The organism is Kordiimonas lipolytica (assembly GCF_042651265.1).
GTDB lineage: Bacteria > Pseudomonadota > Alphaproteobacteria > Sphingomonadales > Kordiimonadaceae > Kordiimonas > Kordiimonas lipolytica.
The window spans coordinates 80,180-100,074 of record NZ_JBHSCR010000005.1; the positions used below are offsets into that span (position 1 = coordinate 80,180).

Genomic DNA, 19,895 nt, shown 5'->3' on the forward strand with positions numbered 1-19,895 from the left:
CTGACTCGCGTCCCTACCGACAACGCTACTCCCTTCCAATATGATAGCGCTGTCATATCCTTCTTCAGCCTAGCATGAAAATTTCACATGTCCATGAAAATCTGACAGCGCTGTCAGATTTAAGCCAATTTAATTATCCGCAGGTTTCTGCCAAACACGCACCCAATCGACTTCAAACCGGGCTGGAAAAGCCGCCTTATCAACACCCTTGGCACCGCCCCAATCGCCACCAACAGCAAGGTTCAGGATGATGTAAAAAGGGTGATCCAGGGGCCATTCGGCATGGCCATCACCACTCTGCTTTTCGATGCGGAAGTACTCCCGGCCGTCAATATACCAACGGATTTCGCCCATGTCCCACTCGACAGCATAGTCGTGAAAAGCGGTTGAAGCATCTGCCACCTGCATGAAATCGCCCTTTTGGGTGCCAATACGGTGATTGAAGGCTTCCGTGTGGATGGTGCCATGAACCTGCCCCTGATTATAGCCCACATGCTCCATGATATCGATCTCACCAGACTTGGGCCAAGGGCCATAGCGCGCGTCCTTCGGCATCATCCAGAAAGCAGGCCATGTGCCGACACCAGACGGCAACTTGGCACGCATTGCGAAACGCCCGTAGGTCCAGCCGGGCACGTTTTCGGTCGTAATCTTGGCCGAAGTCACCTTGTTGCCCATCCGGGCTTCAATAATGAGCTTGCCGTCTTCCAGACGCAGGTTCTTATCCTTGCCCCGATAAGACTGAAGCTCATTGTTTCCGAAACCGCAGTTGGACGGACAGCCATTGCCTTCGACCACATGCCAGACACTTTCATCAAGCTCCGTGCCGTCAAATTCATCCGACCAGACAAGCTCATAGCGATCCTCTGCTATGGCAGCCGTACTCATGGCAGCCAGGGCACCGGCTGCAGTTAGCAATTTCCTGAAAGTCATGCGGCCCCCTTCGCCATCATCTCAGCGGCCTTGCAGTATTGCTGCACATAATCATGGTGAGAGGGGAGCTGCGTCGCCGTTTTCTCCACATTCGTGCGGATATGGGCGAGGAAATTATGCAGCTCTTCTTCGGTCATGCGGTCCGCGATCGGATGATACTGACCGGGCATGATCCCCTGCCCCAACATCACCTGTACCCAGCTGTTTTCTGCGAACAACTGGTCGTTCGGGCGAAACACACGACCGGCATCGCGGAACAGGGCAATCCGGTGCTTCAGGCCGTCCGGGATATCCATGTTTGCGCATTGGCGCCAGAACGGCGTATCGCGCCGTTCGGTGACATGATAATGGAGGATAATAAAGTCGCGAATATGTTCCATCTCGTAAGACGTCTGGGCGTTGAATTCATCAATATCTGCCTGAACGATGCCGGTGTGCGGGAACATCTGCATCAGTCGGAAGATACTACGCTGGATCAGGTGAATGCTTGTACTCTCGAGCGGCTCGATAAAGCCGCTTGAAAGCCCCACAGCGACAACATTCTTGTTCCAGTGCTTGCGTCGCGTGCCCGTGCGGAACTTGATCACCCGCGGGTCTACCAGCGGCTTGCCCTCAATATTCGCCATCAGTGTATCGATTGCGGACTGGTTGTCCTGATAATTGCTGCAGAAGACCAGGCCGTTGCCCACGCGGTGCTGCAGCGGGATGCGCCACTGCCACCCACTGTCGTGGGCGATGGACTTGGTATAAGGGATCGGCTCAGAGACTGCTTCCGTCTGAACCGCGATGGCGCTGTCGCACGGCAGCCAGTGCGTCCAGTCATGATAGCCGGTGTGCAGCGCCCCTTCGATCAGCAGCGCGCGGAAGCCAGAGCAATCGACGAACAGGTCGCCTTCAATCACCTTTCCGCCCTCAAGCGTCACGCTTTCAACATAGCCACTTTCTCCGTTTTGGCTAACGCTGGTGATTTTGCCCTCAACACGCTTGGCGCCGTGTTCTTCCGCCATTTTCCTGAGGAAACCCGCATAGGCCGTGGCGTCCAAATGATAGGCGTAATTGAGGCCAAGCTTCGGCAGGTGTGCAAATTTGCTCTGCTCGGCGGCGATCAGTTCCAGGCAGTAGTCACCGAACTTATAGTCGATGCCTTCCTTCAGTCCCCGCAGCCAGAAATGCCAGAAGCCTGCTGTCCAGTGGTCCTTGCCGGTGATACCGAAGGAGTGGATATAGCTTTCACCCTTCTGCTTCCAATTAACAAACTCAATCCCCAGCTTGAAGGTAGCCTTGGTGGCGGCCATGAAGGCTTGCTCATCAATGCCGATCAGCCGGTTATAATTCACGAGCGTCGGGATCGTCGCCTCGCCCACTCCCACAGTGCCGATCTGGTCGGATTCGATGAGCGTGATATCAAGCACGCCGCCCATGATTTTCGAGAGCGCTGTGGCCGCCATCCAGCCAGCCGTGCCTCCGCCCACAATCACCACACGTTTAATCGTTTGTGCTGTCATCTGTTCAACCCGTTCAAAAGGAAGGCGCGGATACGCCGTGCGTTTTCGTCAGTCATTGGCCCCAGAACGCCCCTGCCCCGTTCCGGGATATGCGCCGATGTTTCATCTGTGTTTTCAAAGACATAGTGATTGAATATCTGCTGCCAGACCTTTTTCTGTTCAGGTGGCAGGTCACGGAGCGCCAGAAGCGCAAGCTGCAGCGCATTATTGGGCGGCCCCATGAAAGCCGGTGACTGGCGCCACCAATAATTCACCAACACATTGAAAGCTGCGAGGCCGTCCACCGCGTGCCACCACATGCTGGGGATAAAGATGGCATCGCCAGCCTCGAGCTCGGCTGTTTGCGCAGCCGCCAGCGCCTCCCGGTAGCGCGGGAACTTTTCAAAATCCGGTGCATGCAGATCCACCATGCTGACAGGCTGGCCCGCCGGCGTGAAATCAAGCGGCCCAACATAAAGGTTCGGCAACTGGTCTGGCGGAAACAGCGTGAAGCGCCGCCTACCGGCCGCCACACAGGCCACATTGTCAGCCAGGTCATAGTGGGCCGAAATATGCGTCCGGTTGCCGATCCAGATGCTTTCAATATAGCGCCTGTCGCCCAGCGGTACGCTATTCTCGTCGCTGAACGCCGGTAAGCAATCTCCGATGGCGGTGGAACCCACATAAAGGAACGGCGCATCCGCCTCCTCCTCGTGTCTCTCCAGAAGATCAAGAAACTTGTCGAGCTTGATACGCTTATAGTCGAAATTCAGCCCGCTCATGTCTTCCTTGTAGAAGGGCTTGCCACCCGCTTCAGGCCCGGCGTGGGAGACAATGACCTCGGAGCCATTATAGAGCCCCTTCAGGTAAGCACGGGCGTCGGCGGACGATTTCCTGCCTGCAGCCACAAACGGCCAATCCGCGGCGAGCCCACGCAGCACAACAGGCTCCTGGCCTGCCAAAAGCTCGTCCGTCAGGTCTGCGCCCGTAGCACCAGTAATTTCACGGATGGTCTTCAGGTCATGCATGGTTAGGCCAATGTCCGGTTTTTCCGCTCAATCAGGTCACGCAAATTCGAAAGCGACGCAACAGCCATATAAAGCGGCTGTAAGTAGCCCTTCTCATTAAGTGCACTCAGCGCCTCGCCGTCGAGGCCATAGAGCTTTTCTTCATTGATTGTGTGAAAGCCCACCAGCCGGTTGGTTGAACCATCCTTCAGTTCAATCTCAACGGCCATAGGCTCCAGAAGGCCATAGCTGTCCACCACTTGGAAGAAATCAGCACTGGCGGTTGCCCCCATGTGCAAGCGGTCAAGGATGGCTGCGATATGCTCCAGATAATCCGTGTTGCCGCCCTGGGGCAGGAAAACCGGCTGTCCTTCGCTTTGGCTAACGCGCGGGCTGTCCATGTCCACATGGATCACCGTTTGCGCTTCTTCGCCTGGGCGCTGCTGAATACCGATCACAAAAGGCTGCATCTCCACCACCATGGGTACATAGTGGGCGTCCCAGCCACTGTCGGTCAGGAACAGGTTTTCACCTTGGGCAAGGCCAAGGAGCGTCACGGCCTGAAAAGCACCTGAATTGGGGTCTTTCTGAAACAGGATCGGATAGTGGGCCTGAAGATCCCGGAATTCGATGGGGAAGGTGAGGCAGCTCATGATGGCGTCGCCAAGCGCAGCCGACCGATCCGTGATAATTCGCAGATCCCTGTGATCCACATTGTTCAGCAAGACATGTTGCGTCATCACCCTTCTCTTCCACTCTACTGGTATTCTTATTGTTTATCAGCTTATCCGGCATCTCCCCAGAACCGGCATGCTGTTTATGCTACGCCCTTTCGGGCGGCCCAGACAAGGCACATGGCTCACTGAACCGACGCTTTACCCCTGTTGGGCAGAAAGCCGCCACGAATGGCGGCCTTCCTTGGGCTTGGGAAAGTTGAGGTTGCCCTAGAACTTGTAGCGAACACCAACCTGGTAACGCGCACCAGCCTGTGTTGCCCAAAGGACGGTGTTTTCACTCCGCCCGTGGCTCCGCTGCGTGGCGCCCGTCACGTTGATGCCCTCTGCAAACACCGTGATCTGGTCGTTCACATCATAGCTGACGTTCACATCAAACTGGCCGTATGCCTCGACATAGTTCGGGTGACGCTGTGCATATTCGCCCTGGATAATCCCGGACAGGAACTTGTCACGCCAGTTGTAGGCGACACGAACCTGAAGGCCATCTTTGTCGTAGAAACCGACAATGTTGGCTGTGTCCGAAAGACCGTAAAGCGCGAATTGTTCCTGGTTCCAGTTCGTCAGGTCATTAAACCCAACATCACCGTTTACGATGGTGTAGTTCAGGATCGCACCAAAGCCGCTATCACCAAAGGTGTGCTGCAGGGCAAATTCCCAACCATTCAGCTTGGCAGACCGCTGGTTTGACGGAATGCTTACCACAAACTCAAGCGTTGGATCTTCGCCCGCTACACCCAGGATGTTGCCTGTGGTGTCGCCGTTGGAGTCAACGCCCGTGACTTCCACGGTGCTTGGGTCCGCGTTCGCGAAAATCCAATTCCGGATTTCCACCAGGTCGTCGCTGCCTACAGCTGCCACGGCGTCGTTATAACGTGGGCCTCCGAATGGGTTCGGCAGGTCAAATGGTGTAGCCGTAATGGTTTCCGTGCCGATGAAGTTTTTCACCTTCTTGTTGAAGTACCCAACAGCGAAGTAGCTTGCATCGTCATAGTACCATTCAGCACTGAAGTCCCAGTTGGTGGATTCGAATGGAAGTAGGTCCGGGTTACCCTGGCTACCCGTACCGCCACCAATCCGGAAGAGATTATTAATGGTCTGGCCACCTTGGATGTCTGCATAGTTCGGACGTGCGATCGTCTTGGAGTAGGACGCCCGCAACACCACATCCTGAAGTGGCGAGAAGTCGATATCAATGGATGGAAGCCAGTTATCGTAGCCACCAGTCAGTTCTGTGAAATCCTGATCCGGTGAGAAGATTACCACAGCTTCGTTGGCTGCAACCCACTGTGTGCCGGTCGCGATTGGCACAAGTGCACGAGACGTCACATCCGTGTCCTCATAGCGCAGGCCAGCCACAATATTCAGCGGATTACCGGAGACTTCCCAGCTTGCATTCACCTGGAAGTAGGCAGCAAAGGTTTCTTCAGTGGTGCGACGATCAACCTGCCAGTCGGTAGAAGCACATTGTCCGTTACCGCCACATGCGCCGTAAAGATCATCGATCAGACCAACCATGGTCTCGAAGTCATAGACGACCCACTCGTTAAAGAGCGCCGCATTATCGGAGCCATCGAGATTGTCAAACTTGTCAGCTACACTGATAACCTCAAAGATGTCATCGGGCAGGTCCGAAGCCGGCCCTGCACCGCCCCAGGTGTCACGCTGTACGTTGGCGTAAGCCGACCGTACTTTATTCTCCGTATAGGACGCGCCAAAGTCGATGCTTTCGACGATACCCTCATCAAAGTGCCAGGAGCCGTTGAACTGCGCCTGCTCGATATCCGTCCGCATGTAGCTGTTGCGGAAGCTCGAGCCTGTGGACACGATGCGTGATGGGTCAATTCCCGTCAGGCCATCGACCTGCGAGATGGACAGAACCGGAAATTCTTCCGAAAAATCAATCGATTGCGACTGAAGCGTGAAGCTTGCAGTGCCGAGCGCGACGTTGCTGCCATAAGGGCTATCTGCACCGGACTCCGCGCTAGAGTTATGGTAATCCAGCTCAAGCTCGAAATTGTCGGTCGGTGTCCACTCTACATTGAAACCAAGGGACTTGTTTTCATTCTTGGTGGCGAACTCAACGCCGCCAAACGAAAGGTCGCTTGGGCTGCCGCCGAAATCTTCGGCATACAAGAGCGGGCCTGCAACCGGACCGTCCGTCCATGCGCTTGTTGTTGCGCCATGGTTGAACCAAACGGACATGTCATGACGCTCGGTACCGATTTTGTTCTGTGAATAGGTGTAGTCCGCTGTTGCAGTGATGGTATCGACCGGGCGGAACTGCATGGTCAGCTGGCCGTTGATGCGTTCACGGTCGATCCCAGTCATGGAATAAGCCATGTTCTGCGTTGTGGAATAATAGTCACCAGCGCCAGGACGGTTGGTGACATTGATGTCAGCTTCCGTGCCACCATCCGGGATCTGCGGCAAAGTCCCCCAGTCGTTCTGGGTACCTTCAAACGCGCCGCGCCAACCGGCAGATGCCTGCGTGTATCCACCCTTGCGCTTCTGGTAGGAACCTGTCAGGGCAACACCAAATTTGTCGTCAGCAAAGGTGTTGCTGTAGAGGCCGGAAATCTCAGGCGTTACGGATGTACCGTCGTCGTCTGACGTATCAGCAACAGCCTTCGCACCAATGGTCGCCTTCATGCCGGGCGCATCAAGCGGACGGGTCGTGGAGATATTGATCGTGGAACCGATACCGCCGGTTGGTACGGAGGCGCGACCAGTCTTATATACCTGCACGCCAGAAATGCCTTCTGCTGCGATATTCGCAAAGTCGAACGAACGCGAGGCTGACGCAGACGTATCTTCAAGGCCGGATGTCGGCATCTGACGGCCATTCAGGGTCACAAGGTTGAAGTCTGGACCGAAGCCACGAACCGTTACCTTGCTGCCTTCGCCGTTGACGCGGTCAATGGACACACCGGTAATGCGCTGAAGTGATTCCGCCAGGTTCGTGTCGGGGAACTTACCGAAGTCCTCAGCACTGATGGCGTCAACAATACCGCGAGCGTCGCGCTTGACATCCATCGCCTGCTTCAGGCTGCCACGAATACCCGTAACAACGATTTCTTCCAGTCCCAGGTCATCAGCCGAGGCGTCATCAGCCTCCTGCGCGACTGCGGTAGAGGCCGTAACAGCCGCCATAATAAGCGACATGGTACTCGCTACCGAATTTCGATAAATGCTTCCAGGTCTCATGAATTTCCCTTCCGTTCCCCTAAGCTAAGTACATTTCCCTAATAGGCGCTTAAATGAGCCATATCTCCCAAAACATGACAGCGCTGTCTTATCTAACTATAAAAACAGCGGCAATTTGTCCAGACATTTCAGACAGCGCTGTCATATTATAGCCAACAAAAATCCGCAAAATATCTTTTCCCGCAATAACTTCAGTTACTTAGAAAGCAGCATCAAGACAGTCCTACCGGACAATTATTTGGGGAAAATACGCCAAATGTATACTGAAAAGGTTTAAACCTGCCCCATGTAGCGACTCACGATTCCGGCGAAACCGTTAATTCTGATTTGATGTTTCTTACGCAGAAACCTTCTGAACAGATTTACGGACAACAAGCTCATAATCAAAGGTAATGGTCTTATCTTCGAGCGCGGCACTTTTGCCTTTCGCTTCCAGAATAAGGTCGACCGCACGCGCGGCCATGTCCTCGATCGGTTGCCGGACAGTGGTAATTGCGGGTGATATGATGGTTGCCAGGAAGTCGTCATCGAACCCCATGACAGAAAGGTCACCCGGCACACGCAATCCATGCGCCTGGGCACAGGCGACAACGCCTGCAGCCATTTCATCGTTACTAGCAAAGACTGCGGTTGGCCGGCCGTTGACCGCCAGCAGCTTTTCGGCCGCTTGATAGCCACTGTCGTACGAGAACATGCCGGGCACAACCAGATCGTTACTGACAGGCAGCCCGTGGGCCCGCATGGCCTTGGAATAGCCCTGCTCCCGGTCAAGGGAACACCCGTGGTTCGGGTCACCTTTGACGAAAGCGATACGCTTGTGCCCAGCCTTGATCAGATATTCGGTCGCTTCAAAAGAGGCCTTGAAATCATCTATCTCGATCTGACCCATGTCCTTGGCATCCACGCCTGGACCGATCCGCACGGTGGGCACCTGGCGCTCCCGAAGGGCGTCCAGAACCGTCACATCATCACACACAGGCGACGACAGGACCACGCCATCGAACCGAATGCTGTTCAGGATTTGACGAAGTTTGGCATCGTTGCCGCGTTCTCTGAGTACATCGACAACCAAATGACAGCCAGCTTCTTCACACCGACGCAGAATGCCGCGCTGAACCTTGGAAATATAATCACCGCTAGGGTCATCAACAAACAGGCCAATCATGAAAGACCGGTTGCCTGCAAGCCCACGGGCCTGCAACGACGGGCGGTAGTTGAGCTCAGCCGCAACGGCCAGCACCTTTTCCTTCTTGTCCTTCGAGACATATTTTTCGTTGTTAAGCACGCGGGAGACGGTCTTCATCGACACGCCAGCAAGCCGGGCGACATCACTGATGGTCGCGTTTTTTCCCTTTAAATCATCCACTTCTACACTCCTGCGTCGCTCGACAAAGCCTGAATAACACTATAGCGTTGCTATTGCGACAGTCACGTAAATATGATAGCGCTGTCAGCCACTTAACCTCATTATGACCGCCTGCCGAAGGCCATCCAGGGGACCGGATTGAACCAGAAGGCTGCCAGACAAGAATGGAAATCCTTCCTGGGATATGGCTCGGGCGATTACGCCCTGAACCTGTTCTGGCAAAGCGTGGGCTTTTACCTTTTCTTCTTTTACACAGATGTTGTTGGCGTGCCGCCCGAGGTCGTCGGCACCATCTTCCTGATTGGCATGGTCTGGGATGCCGCAACCGACCCGGTCATGGGCTATCTGGCAGAACGCACAAAGGGGCGCTGGGGGCCTTACCGGCCATACCTCTTGCTCGGCGCCGTACCTCTAGGCATATCGTTTGCGCTGTTGTTCACGCCTGTCCAATTTGCTGACAGCTTCTGGCAGGCAGCCTACATCCTGGCCACACTCCTGCTATTCAGAACCTGCTATACGCTTGTTTCCATTCCCTATTCCGCCTTAAGCGCAAGGGTCACCCGGGCATCAAACGGGCGAACCCGCCTGGCGGCCATCCGCATGTATTGCGGTTTCCTCGGCGGCGTTTCCATCACGGCGTTTGCCAAATGGTTGCAACAGAGCATGGCAGACGATATCGCCTTCTCGGTCATGGGCTACAGCGCCGCGATTGTTGGCATTGTGGTTCTGTGGATATGTTTCTTTTCAACGCGCCACACACTGCGGGAAGACCTGCCCGACAGGCACCCAAGCGCCATCGGGGAAAGCCTTTCGGCCATTTTGCACAACGGACCATTTCTGCTTCTGGTGGGTGGCATCATGCTGGTGACAGTGGCCAACACCATTATCGGCCAAAGCGTCCTGTATTTCTTTGAAAGCCAGATCGGCGACCGCGCGCCCGGAAACACCGCCATTTTCATCATGTCTGGCGCGGGGCTCTTCTGCATCCCCTTCTGGGCCTATATTGCGCTCAAGATCGGCAAGCGGAACGCATGGCTGGCCGGTAGCGTGATTGCAAGCATTGGGCTGGCGCTCCTGTTTGGTGGGGTTGGAAATGACGCGGCTCTAGCCCTTGGCGCCATGGTTGTGGTGACATTGGGGCTCAGTTCTTATTCTGTCATATTCTGGAGCATGCTGCCGGACACGATTGAGTATGGCGAGTTCAAAAGCATGGTGCAAAACGAAAGCCTGCTGATCGGCGTCGCCTCATCCTTCCAGAAGATTTCCATCGGGCTGTCGGCCTTCGCGCTTGGTCACCTGTTGAATATTGTAGGTTATCAGGCGGACACACCGCTCATGGCAAACACGGCGGACGGCATACGTCATATATTCACCCTGATCCCTATGGCCGCGCTGGTGCTTTCCGGCCTGCTGATCTTCTTCTATCCCATCACCGCAAAACTGCATGGTGAAATTGTCAGCGCGATTAAAGCGCGCAACACTTCTTGACCCACGCCAATTCCGGTGCATGATCAGCACCATGCTGGATCTTGATGATGCAAAACTGGAAAAACATTCGGTAACCATTGCTGGCCACCGAACCTCAATTTCGCTGGAAAAATGCTTCTGGCGTCATTTGCGCCACTTGGCCAAAGAGCAGGACCTGTCGATGAACGAGCTTGTGCGGCTAATCGATGAAGCCAGGAGCGGTTCTCTTTCCGGCGCGCTCAGGGCCTTTGTTCTTCAGTCTCTTGAGAAGAATCAGTAGCTTCATCCTCAGCTTTTTTCTTCTGCGCATCCTGCTTCGCCTTCAAACGGGACAACAAGTCAAAAGCCCGCGTGAAGACTTCAGCGCCGGGGTTTGTCACCGGCTGATCGCCTTGAATTTTCTCCAGGTCTTTAGCCAGGCTGCCGCGAAGCCGCCGCTCTATCCCGGCGATAACAAATCGCTCCAGCGCCCGGCTAGTCCATGACGCACTAGGATTATCCAGCGGCCCCGTATATTCCACTGGAATGGCAGGCGTGTCAGGCGGCGTTGTCAGGGCCAGCAGGCCCTTGAGGTTCAGGAATGAATCCCTGAAGTTGATCTGGCCATCAAGGCCGAATTGCCCCCAGCCCCCAGCCGCAGTCAGTTCTTCAAGAAGCATCGTGCCAGCGTCCAATGTAAAGCGCGCATTAAGGGTGCTATAGCTTGTGCTGCCCTGTCGCAGCCAATTACCAACGGACCCAAGGAAGGCGGACGCCGTCGGCGCACTGCTCATTTCCCGCACCAGCGTAGGTACACCCAGGAAATTAAGGCTGCCTGCCTGCCCTTTCATTTCTCCCCGCCCCTTAAGCCCGCGCAGAATGGCGTCCAGACTGTCGCCCTGCCCGTCAAAGGATAGCGACAGCGAAGCCGCGCCCTGCAGAGCCGCGGCAAGCCCTTCTGCACGCAACATCGCGCCGATATCAATATTGGCAACATCGACCTGCCCGCTGAGAGACATAGCCTCACCGGCAATCAAATTCAGTGTTACTGATGAGCCACCGCCATTCACCGTCGCCTGGTCGCCCAGCGCAAAGCGCAGGCTGCGGTCACCGGCCAGCAGGCTTGCGTTTGGTGCTGAAACCTTCTGCCCCAAAATCACCACTTGATCGAGTGCAAGATCCACCCGACCAGCCAGGTCAAAGAATGCTGGTACCTGCCCAGTTTCTGGCGTTGTTGGCACATTACCCTGCCGTTGCCCCAAAAGCGGATTGTATGTGAGGCCCGAAGCCATCAATTTGCCCGCGACCTTGTCGTCCGCCCCCATGGAAAGCGCGCCAGCAAGCCGCGCTGGACCGTTACGGATTTCAATATCTTCTGCGTTCCAGCCGCCGCCTGCGGCTGTTACACGCGCCCGCGCCCTTACCGGCTCAGCAGGATGTGGTAACTGTCCTTCGCGGCCCAAAAGGGCAAGCACATCCGCCGCGCGCTTGTGATCATAGCTGAGGCGCCAGTCCTCGCGATCACCCTTCTGACTGCCTTCGGCCAACATCTGGCCACCTGCAATAACGCCACTCAATGTAATGGATCTTGTGCCTTCAGCGTTGTCGCTAACTGCAAAAGTAATATCTACCGGCACCCTGCCCTGCAAAGCATACGATTCGAACATGGCCAGACGCGACATGTCTTCGTGAGCAAGGGTTCCCTGCAGGCCGTCGATCTTCAGCGCGCCGCCGGCAAATCCCACCCCGCCACTAAGCGTCAGGTTACGCTGTTCTCCTTCAGCAAGTCTGACAGTTAAGCGCATGGCCTCCAGTGGCCCAGCCGCAGACAGCGTGCCACTGACGCCCTTAAGACCCAGGGCCTGCAGATAACCTGCCGCCTCTTCGCTTCCTTCGCGCAGAGCCGGGAATGCCCAACGAGAGAGAGAGGCTTCCGCTTCTACATCCAGGGTATCGCCCATGGGGCGCAAACTGCCTGTCAAGTTCAGGCTCCCGCCCGCATGCCTGACCGAAAGCCCCGTCAGCCTGGCCTGTTCCGAGCCCACATCCCCTGTTAGCTGAAGCCCTGAATATTTGGCACCACCCCAAAGAACCTCGTCCGCCGTCATCTTGACCGACACCGGCACTGCCGGCATGGCCGCAAAGATATCCCTGGGCGCCGCACCGCTAGCCTTGTCTGAGAGGTAAGCATCAAGATTGAGGGCATCAGCCGCCAGTTCAACAGCCGTCGGCCAAATGCTGCCCGCACTGCCAATCACCTGTCCCTTGAAATTCGATGTATCGATTCGTGCCTCAAGCCCGGACAGCCGCCATTCATCCTGCCTGATCGTGACGTCTGCGGACAATTCACCGGTTGCCAGCCGCCCCGCCGGAATACGTTCCGACACGTCAATTTGCATCCACCGCAGCAAAACCGGCAGATTGCCCGACATCAGCTGCAGTTTCCCCTGCCCCTCAGTCGGCGTCACAGAGCCCGTGAAAAACAGCCCCGAGCCACCCGGCAAAAGCGCCTGCAGGTTTGTGAGCGCCAAGCCACTCTCGGTAAAGCGCACCACGGCATCCACTTGCTGGATGACGCCGCCGCCGACCTCAATACCTTCCACTGCCACGTCCAGCGCACCGGTCAGGCGACCAGTGCCCGCCGGCTCAGTGGCAGCGGTTTCCTGGCCGTCAGTCTTCTCCAAGGCCTCAAGCCAAGGCGCCAGATCGATAATGCCAAGCGACGCGGAACCGGCAGCGTGGAAGCCGATGCCTCTGCGGGCAATTGTCAGGTCAAGGCGTCCGCGCGTCCCGCCAACATCCATCGTACGAGAAATCGCCCTATAGACGCCGGCCTCGCGGTCAACCTGCACGTCCAACTGAAAATTCGATTCCGGTAGCGAAGACGCAGTGGCCGTATCGCCCATCAGTGACTGAAAAGCCGTGGCAAATGACGCCAGATTATCGCCTTCTGTTTGAATACGACCGGCAAAACCGTCACCGAACAGCCGGCCGGATATATGCAGCGCCCCACCGGCCATGCCAATGTCAGTCTTCACCGAGAGGGTACTTTCGCCCCTGCTGGGTCGCAGGCGACCAGAGGATGTGACTGTCTGCCCAGCTGCAACAAAACTCCCGTCCCACTCCAATGGACCGTCCGGCAGTTGCCCCTTCAAATTAAACGACAACCCTTCAATGGTGCGGCTGACGCCCGCGTTATCCACAAGCTCAACCGTGCCGCCCACGATTTTCAGACGCTCCATTTGAATGGCAACGGCTGATGTTTCCGTCTTAGTTTCGGCCTTTGGCCATCCCTTTACGTTCCATGCCCCCTCGGCGTCTTCCTGCACCACCACATTGAGGCCGTCAAACCCCAGGTGCTGAATAGCAACATCCCCTTTGAGAAGGGCACCAAACCCAAGCCGCATATCAATGCGGTCTGCGGTTGCGACAAAATCAGCCGCCGGGTCGGCTGCTGGATACAGGCGCACGGTTTCTGCCGACACCTCTGGACGCGGGAACAGGCCGACTGTAACCCGCCCGGCCAGATCGACCCGCATGCCGAGCCGCGAAGATGCCAGTTCCGACAGCGTGCCGCGATACTGATTCCAATCCAGAAAACCGATTGCTACAGATGCCAGCAGCAAAAGCGCCACCAGCGACCCGAACAGCCAATATGTCAGTTTCAACAACTTACCGGTTTTCACAGCTGGCTCCGTTCAAATTCACTTGCCCTCAATGAGAACAGTGCGAAATCAATCCCCCTTTGACAAGGGGAGTTTGCAAGCCTGCCTTTAGAATAGGGCATTGATGCGGCGAATTCGCTTAACCTTTTTGATTTCAAACACTAAGGTACCTTGGTTCTCTGGCCGAATATCGCGCAAACGGGTGATTACGCCTTGTAAGCACACCTTGCGGCCAGACCATGCGTTGAAGTTTTTGGGAGAGAATCCCCATATGCCGATGTCTGGCAAAAAATCAGGTTTTTTTGGCCGCATCAGGCGCCGTGTCCGTACCACGCTGTTTTCCGCCGGCGGGTATGAATTCGGCGCGATCACCGTGCTCGCGGTCATTGTGGGCGTCATCAGCGGTTATGCTGCCATCGGCTTCTATCTTGCCATCGGCGCCCTCCTCGAACTGGTTTACGGCCTGAGCGAAGCCGAACTGGCCTCCGGTGCCAAGCACCTGCCCGTATGGCACATCATGGCCGCACTTGTGGGCGGCGGCCTGGTTGTCGGACAGATTTTACGCTTCATCAACAAGCACCAGGCCCGCGGCGTGCCCAACGTGATTGAAGCAGCAGCCCTTCATAACGGTCGCCTTGGCATCAAAAGTGGCATTGCAAGCGCTGTGGCCACCATCGTTTCACTGGGTTCGGGTGCATCTATGGGCCGCGAAGGACCGGTGGTGCATCTTGGGGCCACAATGGCCTCAGCCCTTACCCGGGCGCTGCACCTGAACCCATCGGCTGCCAGAACCCTGTTGGGGTGCGGTGTCGCTTCCGCGGTCGCGGCCTCCTTTAATGCGCCAATCGCCGGGGTCTTCTTCGCGCTTGAGGTTATTCTAGGGCACTATGCCCTGCACGCCTTTGCCCCCATCGTGATCGCTGCTATCGCAGGTACGTTGGTGAGCCGTGCACATTTGGGCAACTTCCCGGCATTTGAGACAACGGAATATATGATTGCCAGTTTCTGGGAATTTCCGGCTTTCTTCATCCTGGGCATCGGTGCCGCCTTTGTGGCGGTCACCTTCATGGCTGGCATGGACTGGGGCGACAAGGTCCGCATCAAGCTTGGCAAAATTCCATACTGGCTGCAGCCTGCGACAGCCGGGCTGTTTGTTGGCGCCATCGCGATCTTCTACCCGGAAATCCTCAGCGTTGGGTATGAAGCCACAAGCCGGGCCCTCAACGGCGAATATGGGTTCGAGCTTCTCCTGTCGCTGATGGTGGCCAAGATGGCCGCAACCGTCATTTCCTATGCGGGCCGTTTCGGCGGCGGCGTTTTCAGCCCCAGCCTGTTCCTGGGGGCCATGCTTGGCGGCGCCTTTGGCATTGTCGCAGCCGCCATCTTCCCGGACCTGGCGTCCACCCCCGGCCTGTATGCTGTTGTGGGTATGGGGGCTGTGGCTTCTGCAGTGCTTGGCGCACCCATTTCCACAATGCTGATCGTCTTCGAGATCACGGGGGATTATAACGTCACCATCGCAGTAATGATTGCCTCAGCGGTCGCAAGCATGGTCACCAGCGCCTTCTTCGAGCGCTCCTTCTTCCTGATGCAGCTTGCAAACCGCGGTGTGCGGCTTGAAGGCGGCAAGGCGACATACCTGTTGAAATCCGCCCGTGTGGCAGACCATATGACCCGCGACTTCTTCACAGTGCGCGATACTGAACCGGCCGTAAAAGCCAGGGAACTATTGGTCGCTCAGGGCGGCGGTCTGCTGATCGCGACAGATGAAGCCGGCCACATGACCGGCAGCCTGACCTTCAGCCAATTGCCGCCGGATATTTTCGACAACCCGGAAAAGGCCCAGACACCGGTTGCCAAATTCATGCGCGATGCGCCGCAGAAAGTGAAAGCCACCGATGCCCTGCAGCTTGCACTTCACCGCCTGGAGATGAGCGGCGAGGAGGTGCTGCCCGTTATTTCCCCAAGCCAGAACAACGTGGTTGTGGGCTTGATTCGCCACCGCGATGTGATGAAGGAATATAACCGGGCCCTTCTGGAAAGCCAGGGGCAGGACCATAAAATGGGCCGACGCGCCTGAGCCTGGGACATCTTCCAAAATCTTATCAACTGCTGCTTCCCGCACGCGCGCGAGGGTGCTATAGACGCCTCATGATGAGTGATCCGTTCGATTTAGATGACCTGAGCCCAGCGCCACAAGCGCCGCAGCCGCAAAATGACATGCCGCCGCCCTATCTGGACGGCCTGAATGAGCCGCAGCGCGACGCTGTCCTGGCCACCGAAGGACCTGTGCTTGTGCTCGCGGGCGCCGGCACCGGCAAAACCCGTGTGCTGACGACCCGCCTTGGCCACCTGATGGCGACGGGCCGCGCCGCACCCTGGAACATCCTGGCAGTAACCTTCACCAACAAGGCCGCCAAGGAAATGCAGGAACGGGTCGCCCGCGTGATCGGCCGCCCGGTCGAAGGCATGTGGATCGGCACCTTCCACTCGATCTGCGTGCGTATCCTGAGGAAACACGCGGAGCTGGTTGGCATTCAGTCCAACTTCACCATTCTGGATACCGACGACCAGATCAGGCTGTTGAAGCAGCTGATTCAGGCCGAAAATATCGACGACAAGCGCTGGCCTGCCCGGGCACTCGCAGGCCTCATCGACCGCTGGAAAAACAAGGCCCTGACGCCTGAGCGCGTACCGGAAGGCGAAAGCTACGCTTACGCTAACGGCCTGGGCGGCAAACTGTATGCCGCCTATCAGGAGCGCCTCAAGATTTTGAACGCCGCCGACTTCGGCGACCTGTTGATGCACTGCATCACGCTGTTCCAATCCCACCCGGACGTCCTGAAGGAATATCACAACCAGTTCCGCTACATTCTGGTGGACGAGTATCAGGATACCAACGTGGCCCAGTATCTGTGGCTGCGCCTTCTGTCACAGGCCAGTAAGAACATCTGCTGCGTGGGCGACGATGACCAATCCATCTACGGTTGGCGTGGTGCCGAAGTGGGAAACATCCTGAAGTTCTCCACTGACTTCCCGGGCGCCACGGTTGTGCGGCTTGAGCAGAATTACCGCTCTACCGGCCATATCCTCGCGGCGGCCTCTTCGCTGATTACGTCAAACGAAGGGCGGCTTGGCAAAACCCTGTGGACCGACGCTGGCGAAGGCGAGAAGGTCACAGTCAAAGGCGTATGGGATGGGCCAGAGGAAGCAAGGTCCATCTGTGAAGAGATTGAAAACCTGCATTCAAAGCAGCATGCACTGAGCGAAATTGCCATTCTGGTGCGTACCGGCTTCCAGATGCGCGAATTCGAGGAACGCCTGATTACCCTTGGCATTCCCTACCGCGTTGTGGGCGGCCCGCGCTTTTATGAGCGTGCCGAAATCCGCGATGTGATGGCTTATCTGCGCGTGATTGCCCAGCCAGACGACGCGCTGGCGTTTGAGCGCATCGTCAATGTGCCCAAACGGGGCTTGGGGACTGCCAGCATCCAGAAGGTGCATGCGCTTGCGCAGTCGCACGGTGTGTCGCTCCCGTATGCCGCGCGCATGATCGGCGGCATGGATATCCTGCGGCCCGCCGCACGCAACAAGCTCTCAAGCTTGATGGATGATTTTGACCGCTGGCGCGCGATGCTGCACACCCACAGCCATGTGGAAGTCACGGAAATGATGCTCGAGGAATCGGGCTATATGGAAATGTGGCAGAATGACAAATCACCGGACGCTCCGGGCAAGCTTGAAAACGTCAAGGAGATGGTCTCTGCCATGGGCGAGTTCGAGAACCTTGGGGGATACCTTGAGCATATCGCGCTCGTTATGGAAAACGACAATAACGACACCCGCGAGAAAGTGTCGCTAATGACGCTCCACGGTGCCAAGGGCCTTGAGTTCGATACCGTTTTCCTGCCAGGCTGGGAGGAAGGTCTGTTCCCGAACCAACGCGCGCTGGATGAAACCGGCGTCAAGGGGCTGGAGGAAGAGCGCCGCCTGGCGTATGTGGGCATCACGCGGGCCAAACAGAAAGCCAACATCTATTTTGCAGGCAATCGGCAGGTATTCGGCCAGTGGCAATCCAGCCTGCCAAGCCGTTTCATTGACGAGCTGCCGGCAGACCATATCGAAATGGAATCAAACCAGGGCCTGTACGGCAACCAGCGACAGAGCCGCGGCGGCTGGGGCGATGACTTCTCTGACGAAGGCTATTACACCTCTGGCGGCGACAAATACGGCCCCGGCTGGCAGCGGGCACAAACCTGGCGGCAGGAGCAGCAGTCGTTTGACCAGCGGCCGCGCCGCAGCGCACCGCCAACCATCACGGTGAAGCCTTCAAAACCGAAGAAAAAGACCCCTGCCCCCATAAGCGATTTCGCGATCGGTGAGCGGGTATTTCATGACAAATTCGGCTACGGCATGGTTGAGGACGTCGAAGGCAATAAGCTGCTCGTCGAATTCGATAAGGCCGGCGCCAAGCGCGTGGTTGACACCTTCGTCACCCGCGCCTGAGGAGACAAGAATGAGCGATATCTGGTGCCTGAATGGCGAACTGCCGGAAGCCCGTGCGCGCGAGCTTGAAGCAACCCTTGAGCTTGCAGCGGACGAGCGCGGTGAATTTCCGCCCACGCTGTCCTATTTCGAACAACCGGGCGAAGCGCTTTGGCGCGTTGAAATCTTCTTCCCGAGCCGCCCAGATAGTGAATTCCTGAATGCCGTACTCTCCCGCATGGGCCTTGAAAACTGGCAACACGAGCTGGCGCCCGTTGAAAACAAGGACTGGGTCAGCGAAAGCCAGAAACTGCTGGCGCCCGTGGAAGCGGGCCGGTTCTTCGTTTTCGGTAGCCACGACGCCGACAAGGCAAAGCCAGAGACCATCAACTTGCAGATTGACGCAGGCCAGGCCTTCGGCACCGGCAAGCATGAAACCACTGCTGCCTGCCTTGAAGTGCTGGACCAGCTGGCGGATGAGATCAAACCGAGGACCATGCTCGATCTGGGTACTGGCTCCGGCGTTTTGGCACTGGCGGGGCAAAAGGTATGGCCCAAGATGCGCATTGTCGCGTCTGACATCGACCCCATCGCAATTGAGGTGACCGAAGAGAATATCACCGTCAATAGTGGTATCCCACGTGCGATTGGTTCCGGTCTGCCGGGCATGGCTGTGGTCGTGGCCCCTGGGTTGGATGACCCGGCCTTTAATGGCGAGAAGCCGTTTGACCTGATCACCGCCAATATCCTGGCTGGCCCCCTTGTGGATCTCGCTCCAGATATTGTCGACGCGCTCTCCAAAGGTGGCACGCTTGTACTTTCCGGGCTTCTCGTGACCCAGGAAAAAGAAGTCCTCGAACCATATCTGGCTCGAGGACTAGTATCTCTGGGCAGAGTAGAGAAAGGGGAGTGGCTCGCGCTTGTTTTACGCAAGCCGTGAAGCATTTTTGGGAGGAAAATGCCTCGGGGATAAGTGGGCCAGCCTTGTTTCAGGAGAAGACTGCCCCACTGGGAAATTCTAGGGATTGGCCTGTGGGCTCAAGCCCCGGCCAACCGCAGGGATTAGTGAGCGAACGCACCGCCGCCGAAAGCGCCACCGCTCATGCCACCGAAACCACCACCAAGGCCACTTGGGCGGGTGATTTTGATCTGGAACGCTGTCTTCTGCTTTGGCTCAACCGGGCGCATCATGCCTGCTTCGGTCATCAGGGTGAAAAAGTCACCGGTTGCCGTCAGGTCGGATGCCACTTCGCTAATCAGTTCTTCGCCAGCCGCGAAGAGAGAGTGCGTTTCAGTGGAACCGCTTACAACACCGGGAATTTTGCCTTCAGCGGCCATCAGGCCCATGAAGCTGAATGCTGAAATTTGTTCGTTCATTTTTGCTGTCGCAGCCATTGGTCTTCTCCTTAACCAATTTTGTGCCCTTATGTGGGCTTCGCCAGCCCCTGCTGACAGGGCTTAGATAGGCCTCCGTCGCATGATTAAGAAGACGTTAAAAACGCAGACAAGCTATGCATAAAACGCATAGCTTGAAAGTTTTAGCATCCCGCTGAACGAATAAAGAAAGG

Annotated in this window: 13 protein-coding genes; 5 read left to right on the plus strand and 8 right to left on the minus strand. The window is 56.6% G+C overall.

What is annotated here, in order from left to right; genetic code table 11:
• Nucleotides 1-129: 129 nt before the first annotated feature.
• The 6 genes from ACFO5Q_RS08090 to ACFO5Q_RS08115 form a co-directional block, all read right to left on the minus strand.
• Nucleotides 130-933, minus strand: coding sequence for a glycoside hydrolase family 16 protein (locus ACFO5Q_RS08090; RefSeq protein WP_231727348.1), 804 nt, complete (start codon nucleotides 931-933; stop codon nucleotides 130-132).
• Nucleotides 930-2,438, minus strand: coding sequence for a tryptophan halogenase family protein (locus ACFO5Q_RS08095; protein WP_068152364.1), 1,509 nt, complete (start codon nucleotides 2,436-2,438; stop codon nucleotides 930-932). The genes ACFO5Q_RS08090 and ACFO5Q_RS08095 overlap by 4 nt, the downstream gene beginning before the upstream one ends.
• Nucleotides 2,435-3,445, minus strand: coding sequence for a cupin-like domain-containing protein (locus ACFO5Q_RS08100; RefSeq protein ID WP_068152356.1), 1,011 nt, complete (start codon nucleotides 3,443-3,445; stop codon nucleotides 2,435-2,437). The genes ACFO5Q_RS08095 and ACFO5Q_RS08100 overlap by 4 nt, the downstream gene beginning before the upstream one ends.
• A gap of 2 nt (nucleotides 3,446-3,447) precedes the next feature.
• Nucleotides 3,448-4,164 carry a SapC family protein gene (locus ACFO5Q_RS08105; protein WP_068152353.1) on the minus strand — a complete coding sequence of 239 codons (717 nt, stop codon included), beginning with the start codon at nucleotides 4,162-4,164 and terminating at the stop codon, nucleotides 3,448-3,450.
• Between the two features lie 204 nt (nucleotides 4,165-4,368).
• Complete coding sequence (locus tag ACFO5Q_RS08110) at nucleotides 4,369-7,365, minus strand: TonB-dependent receptor (protein WP_068152350.1); 2,997 nt, start codon at nucleotides 7,363-7,365, stop codon at nucleotides 4,369-4,371.
• A gap of 337 nt (nucleotides 7,366-7,702) precedes the next feature.
• Nucleotides 7,703-8,731, minus strand: a complete 1,029-nt coding sequence (locus ACFO5Q_RS08115; protein ID WP_068152346.1) for a LacI family DNA-binding transcriptional regulator — start codon at nucleotides 8,729-8,731, stop codon at nucleotides 7,703-7,705.
• 138 nt (nucleotides 8,732-8,869) lie between these two features.
• On the opposite strand from ACFO5Q_RS08115, the gene ACFO5Q_RS08120 reads away from it, so the two are divergent.
• Nucleotides 8,870-10,219, plus strand: coding sequence for an MFS transporter (locus tag ACFO5Q_RS08120; RefSeq protein WP_068152343.1), 1,350 nt, complete (start codon nucleotides 8,870-8,872; stop codon nucleotides 10,217-10,219).
• A 31-nt stretch (nucleotides 10,220-10,250) separates the two neighbouring features.
• Nucleotides 10,251-10,478, plus strand: a complete 228-nt coding sequence (locus tag ACFO5Q_RS08125) for a ribbon-helix-helix domain-containing protein (RefSeq protein ID WP_068152578.1) — start codon at nucleotides 10,251-10,253, stop codon at nucleotides 10,476-10,478.
• Here the strand turns inward: ACFO5Q_RS08125 and ACFO5Q_RS08130 are convergent.
• Entirely contained in the window at nucleotides 10,438-13,863 is a 3,426-nt protein-coding gene (locus ACFO5Q_RS08130; RefSeq protein ID WP_068152341.1) for an AsmA family protein, read from the minus strand. The genes ACFO5Q_RS08125 and ACFO5Q_RS08130 overlap by 41 nt on opposite strands.
• A gap of 250 nt (nucleotides 13,864-14,113) precedes the next feature.
• Between ACFO5Q_RS08130 and ACFO5Q_RS08135 the strand changes: the two genes are divergently transcribed.
• The 3 genes from ACFO5Q_RS08135 to ACFO5Q_RS08145 all read left to right on the plus strand — a co-directional run bounded on the left by ACFO5Q_RS08135 (nucleotide 14,114) and on the right by ACFO5Q_RS08145 (nucleotide 19,267).
• Nucleotides 14,114-15,922, plus strand: coding sequence for a chloride channel protein (locus ACFO5Q_RS08135; RefSeq protein WP_068152339.1), 1,809 nt, complete (start codon nucleotides 14,114-14,116; stop codon nucleotides 15,920-15,922).
• Between the two features lie 71 nt (nucleotides 15,923-15,993).
• On the plus strand, nucleotides 15,994-18,348 hold the full coding sequence (locus tag ACFO5Q_RS08140; protein WP_068152337.1) for an ATP-dependent helicase: 2,355 nt from the start codon (nucleotides 15,994-15,996) through the stop codon (nucleotides 18,346-18,348).
• A 10-nt stretch (nucleotides 18,349-18,358) separates the two neighbouring features.
• Nucleotides 18,359-19,267 (plus strand): 50S ribosomal protein L11 methyltransferase, encoded by a 909-nt coding sequence (locus tag ACFO5Q_RS08145; RefSeq protein ID WP_068152336.1) that lies wholly within the window; start codon nucleotides 18,359-18,361, stop codon nucleotides 19,265-19,267.
• A 122-nt stretch (nucleotides 19,268-19,389) separates the two neighbouring features.
• Here ACFO5Q_RS08145 and ACFO5Q_RS08150 read toward each other — a convergent pair whose 3' ends face one another.
• Nucleotides 19,390-19,722 carry a hypothetical protein gene (locus tag ACFO5Q_RS08150; protein WP_068152334.1) on the minus strand — a complete coding sequence of 111 codons (333 nt, stop codon included), beginning with the start codon at nucleotides 19,720-19,722 and terminating at the stop codon, nucleotides 19,390-19,392.
• Between the last annotated feature and the right edge of the window lie 173 nt (nucleotides 19,723-19,895).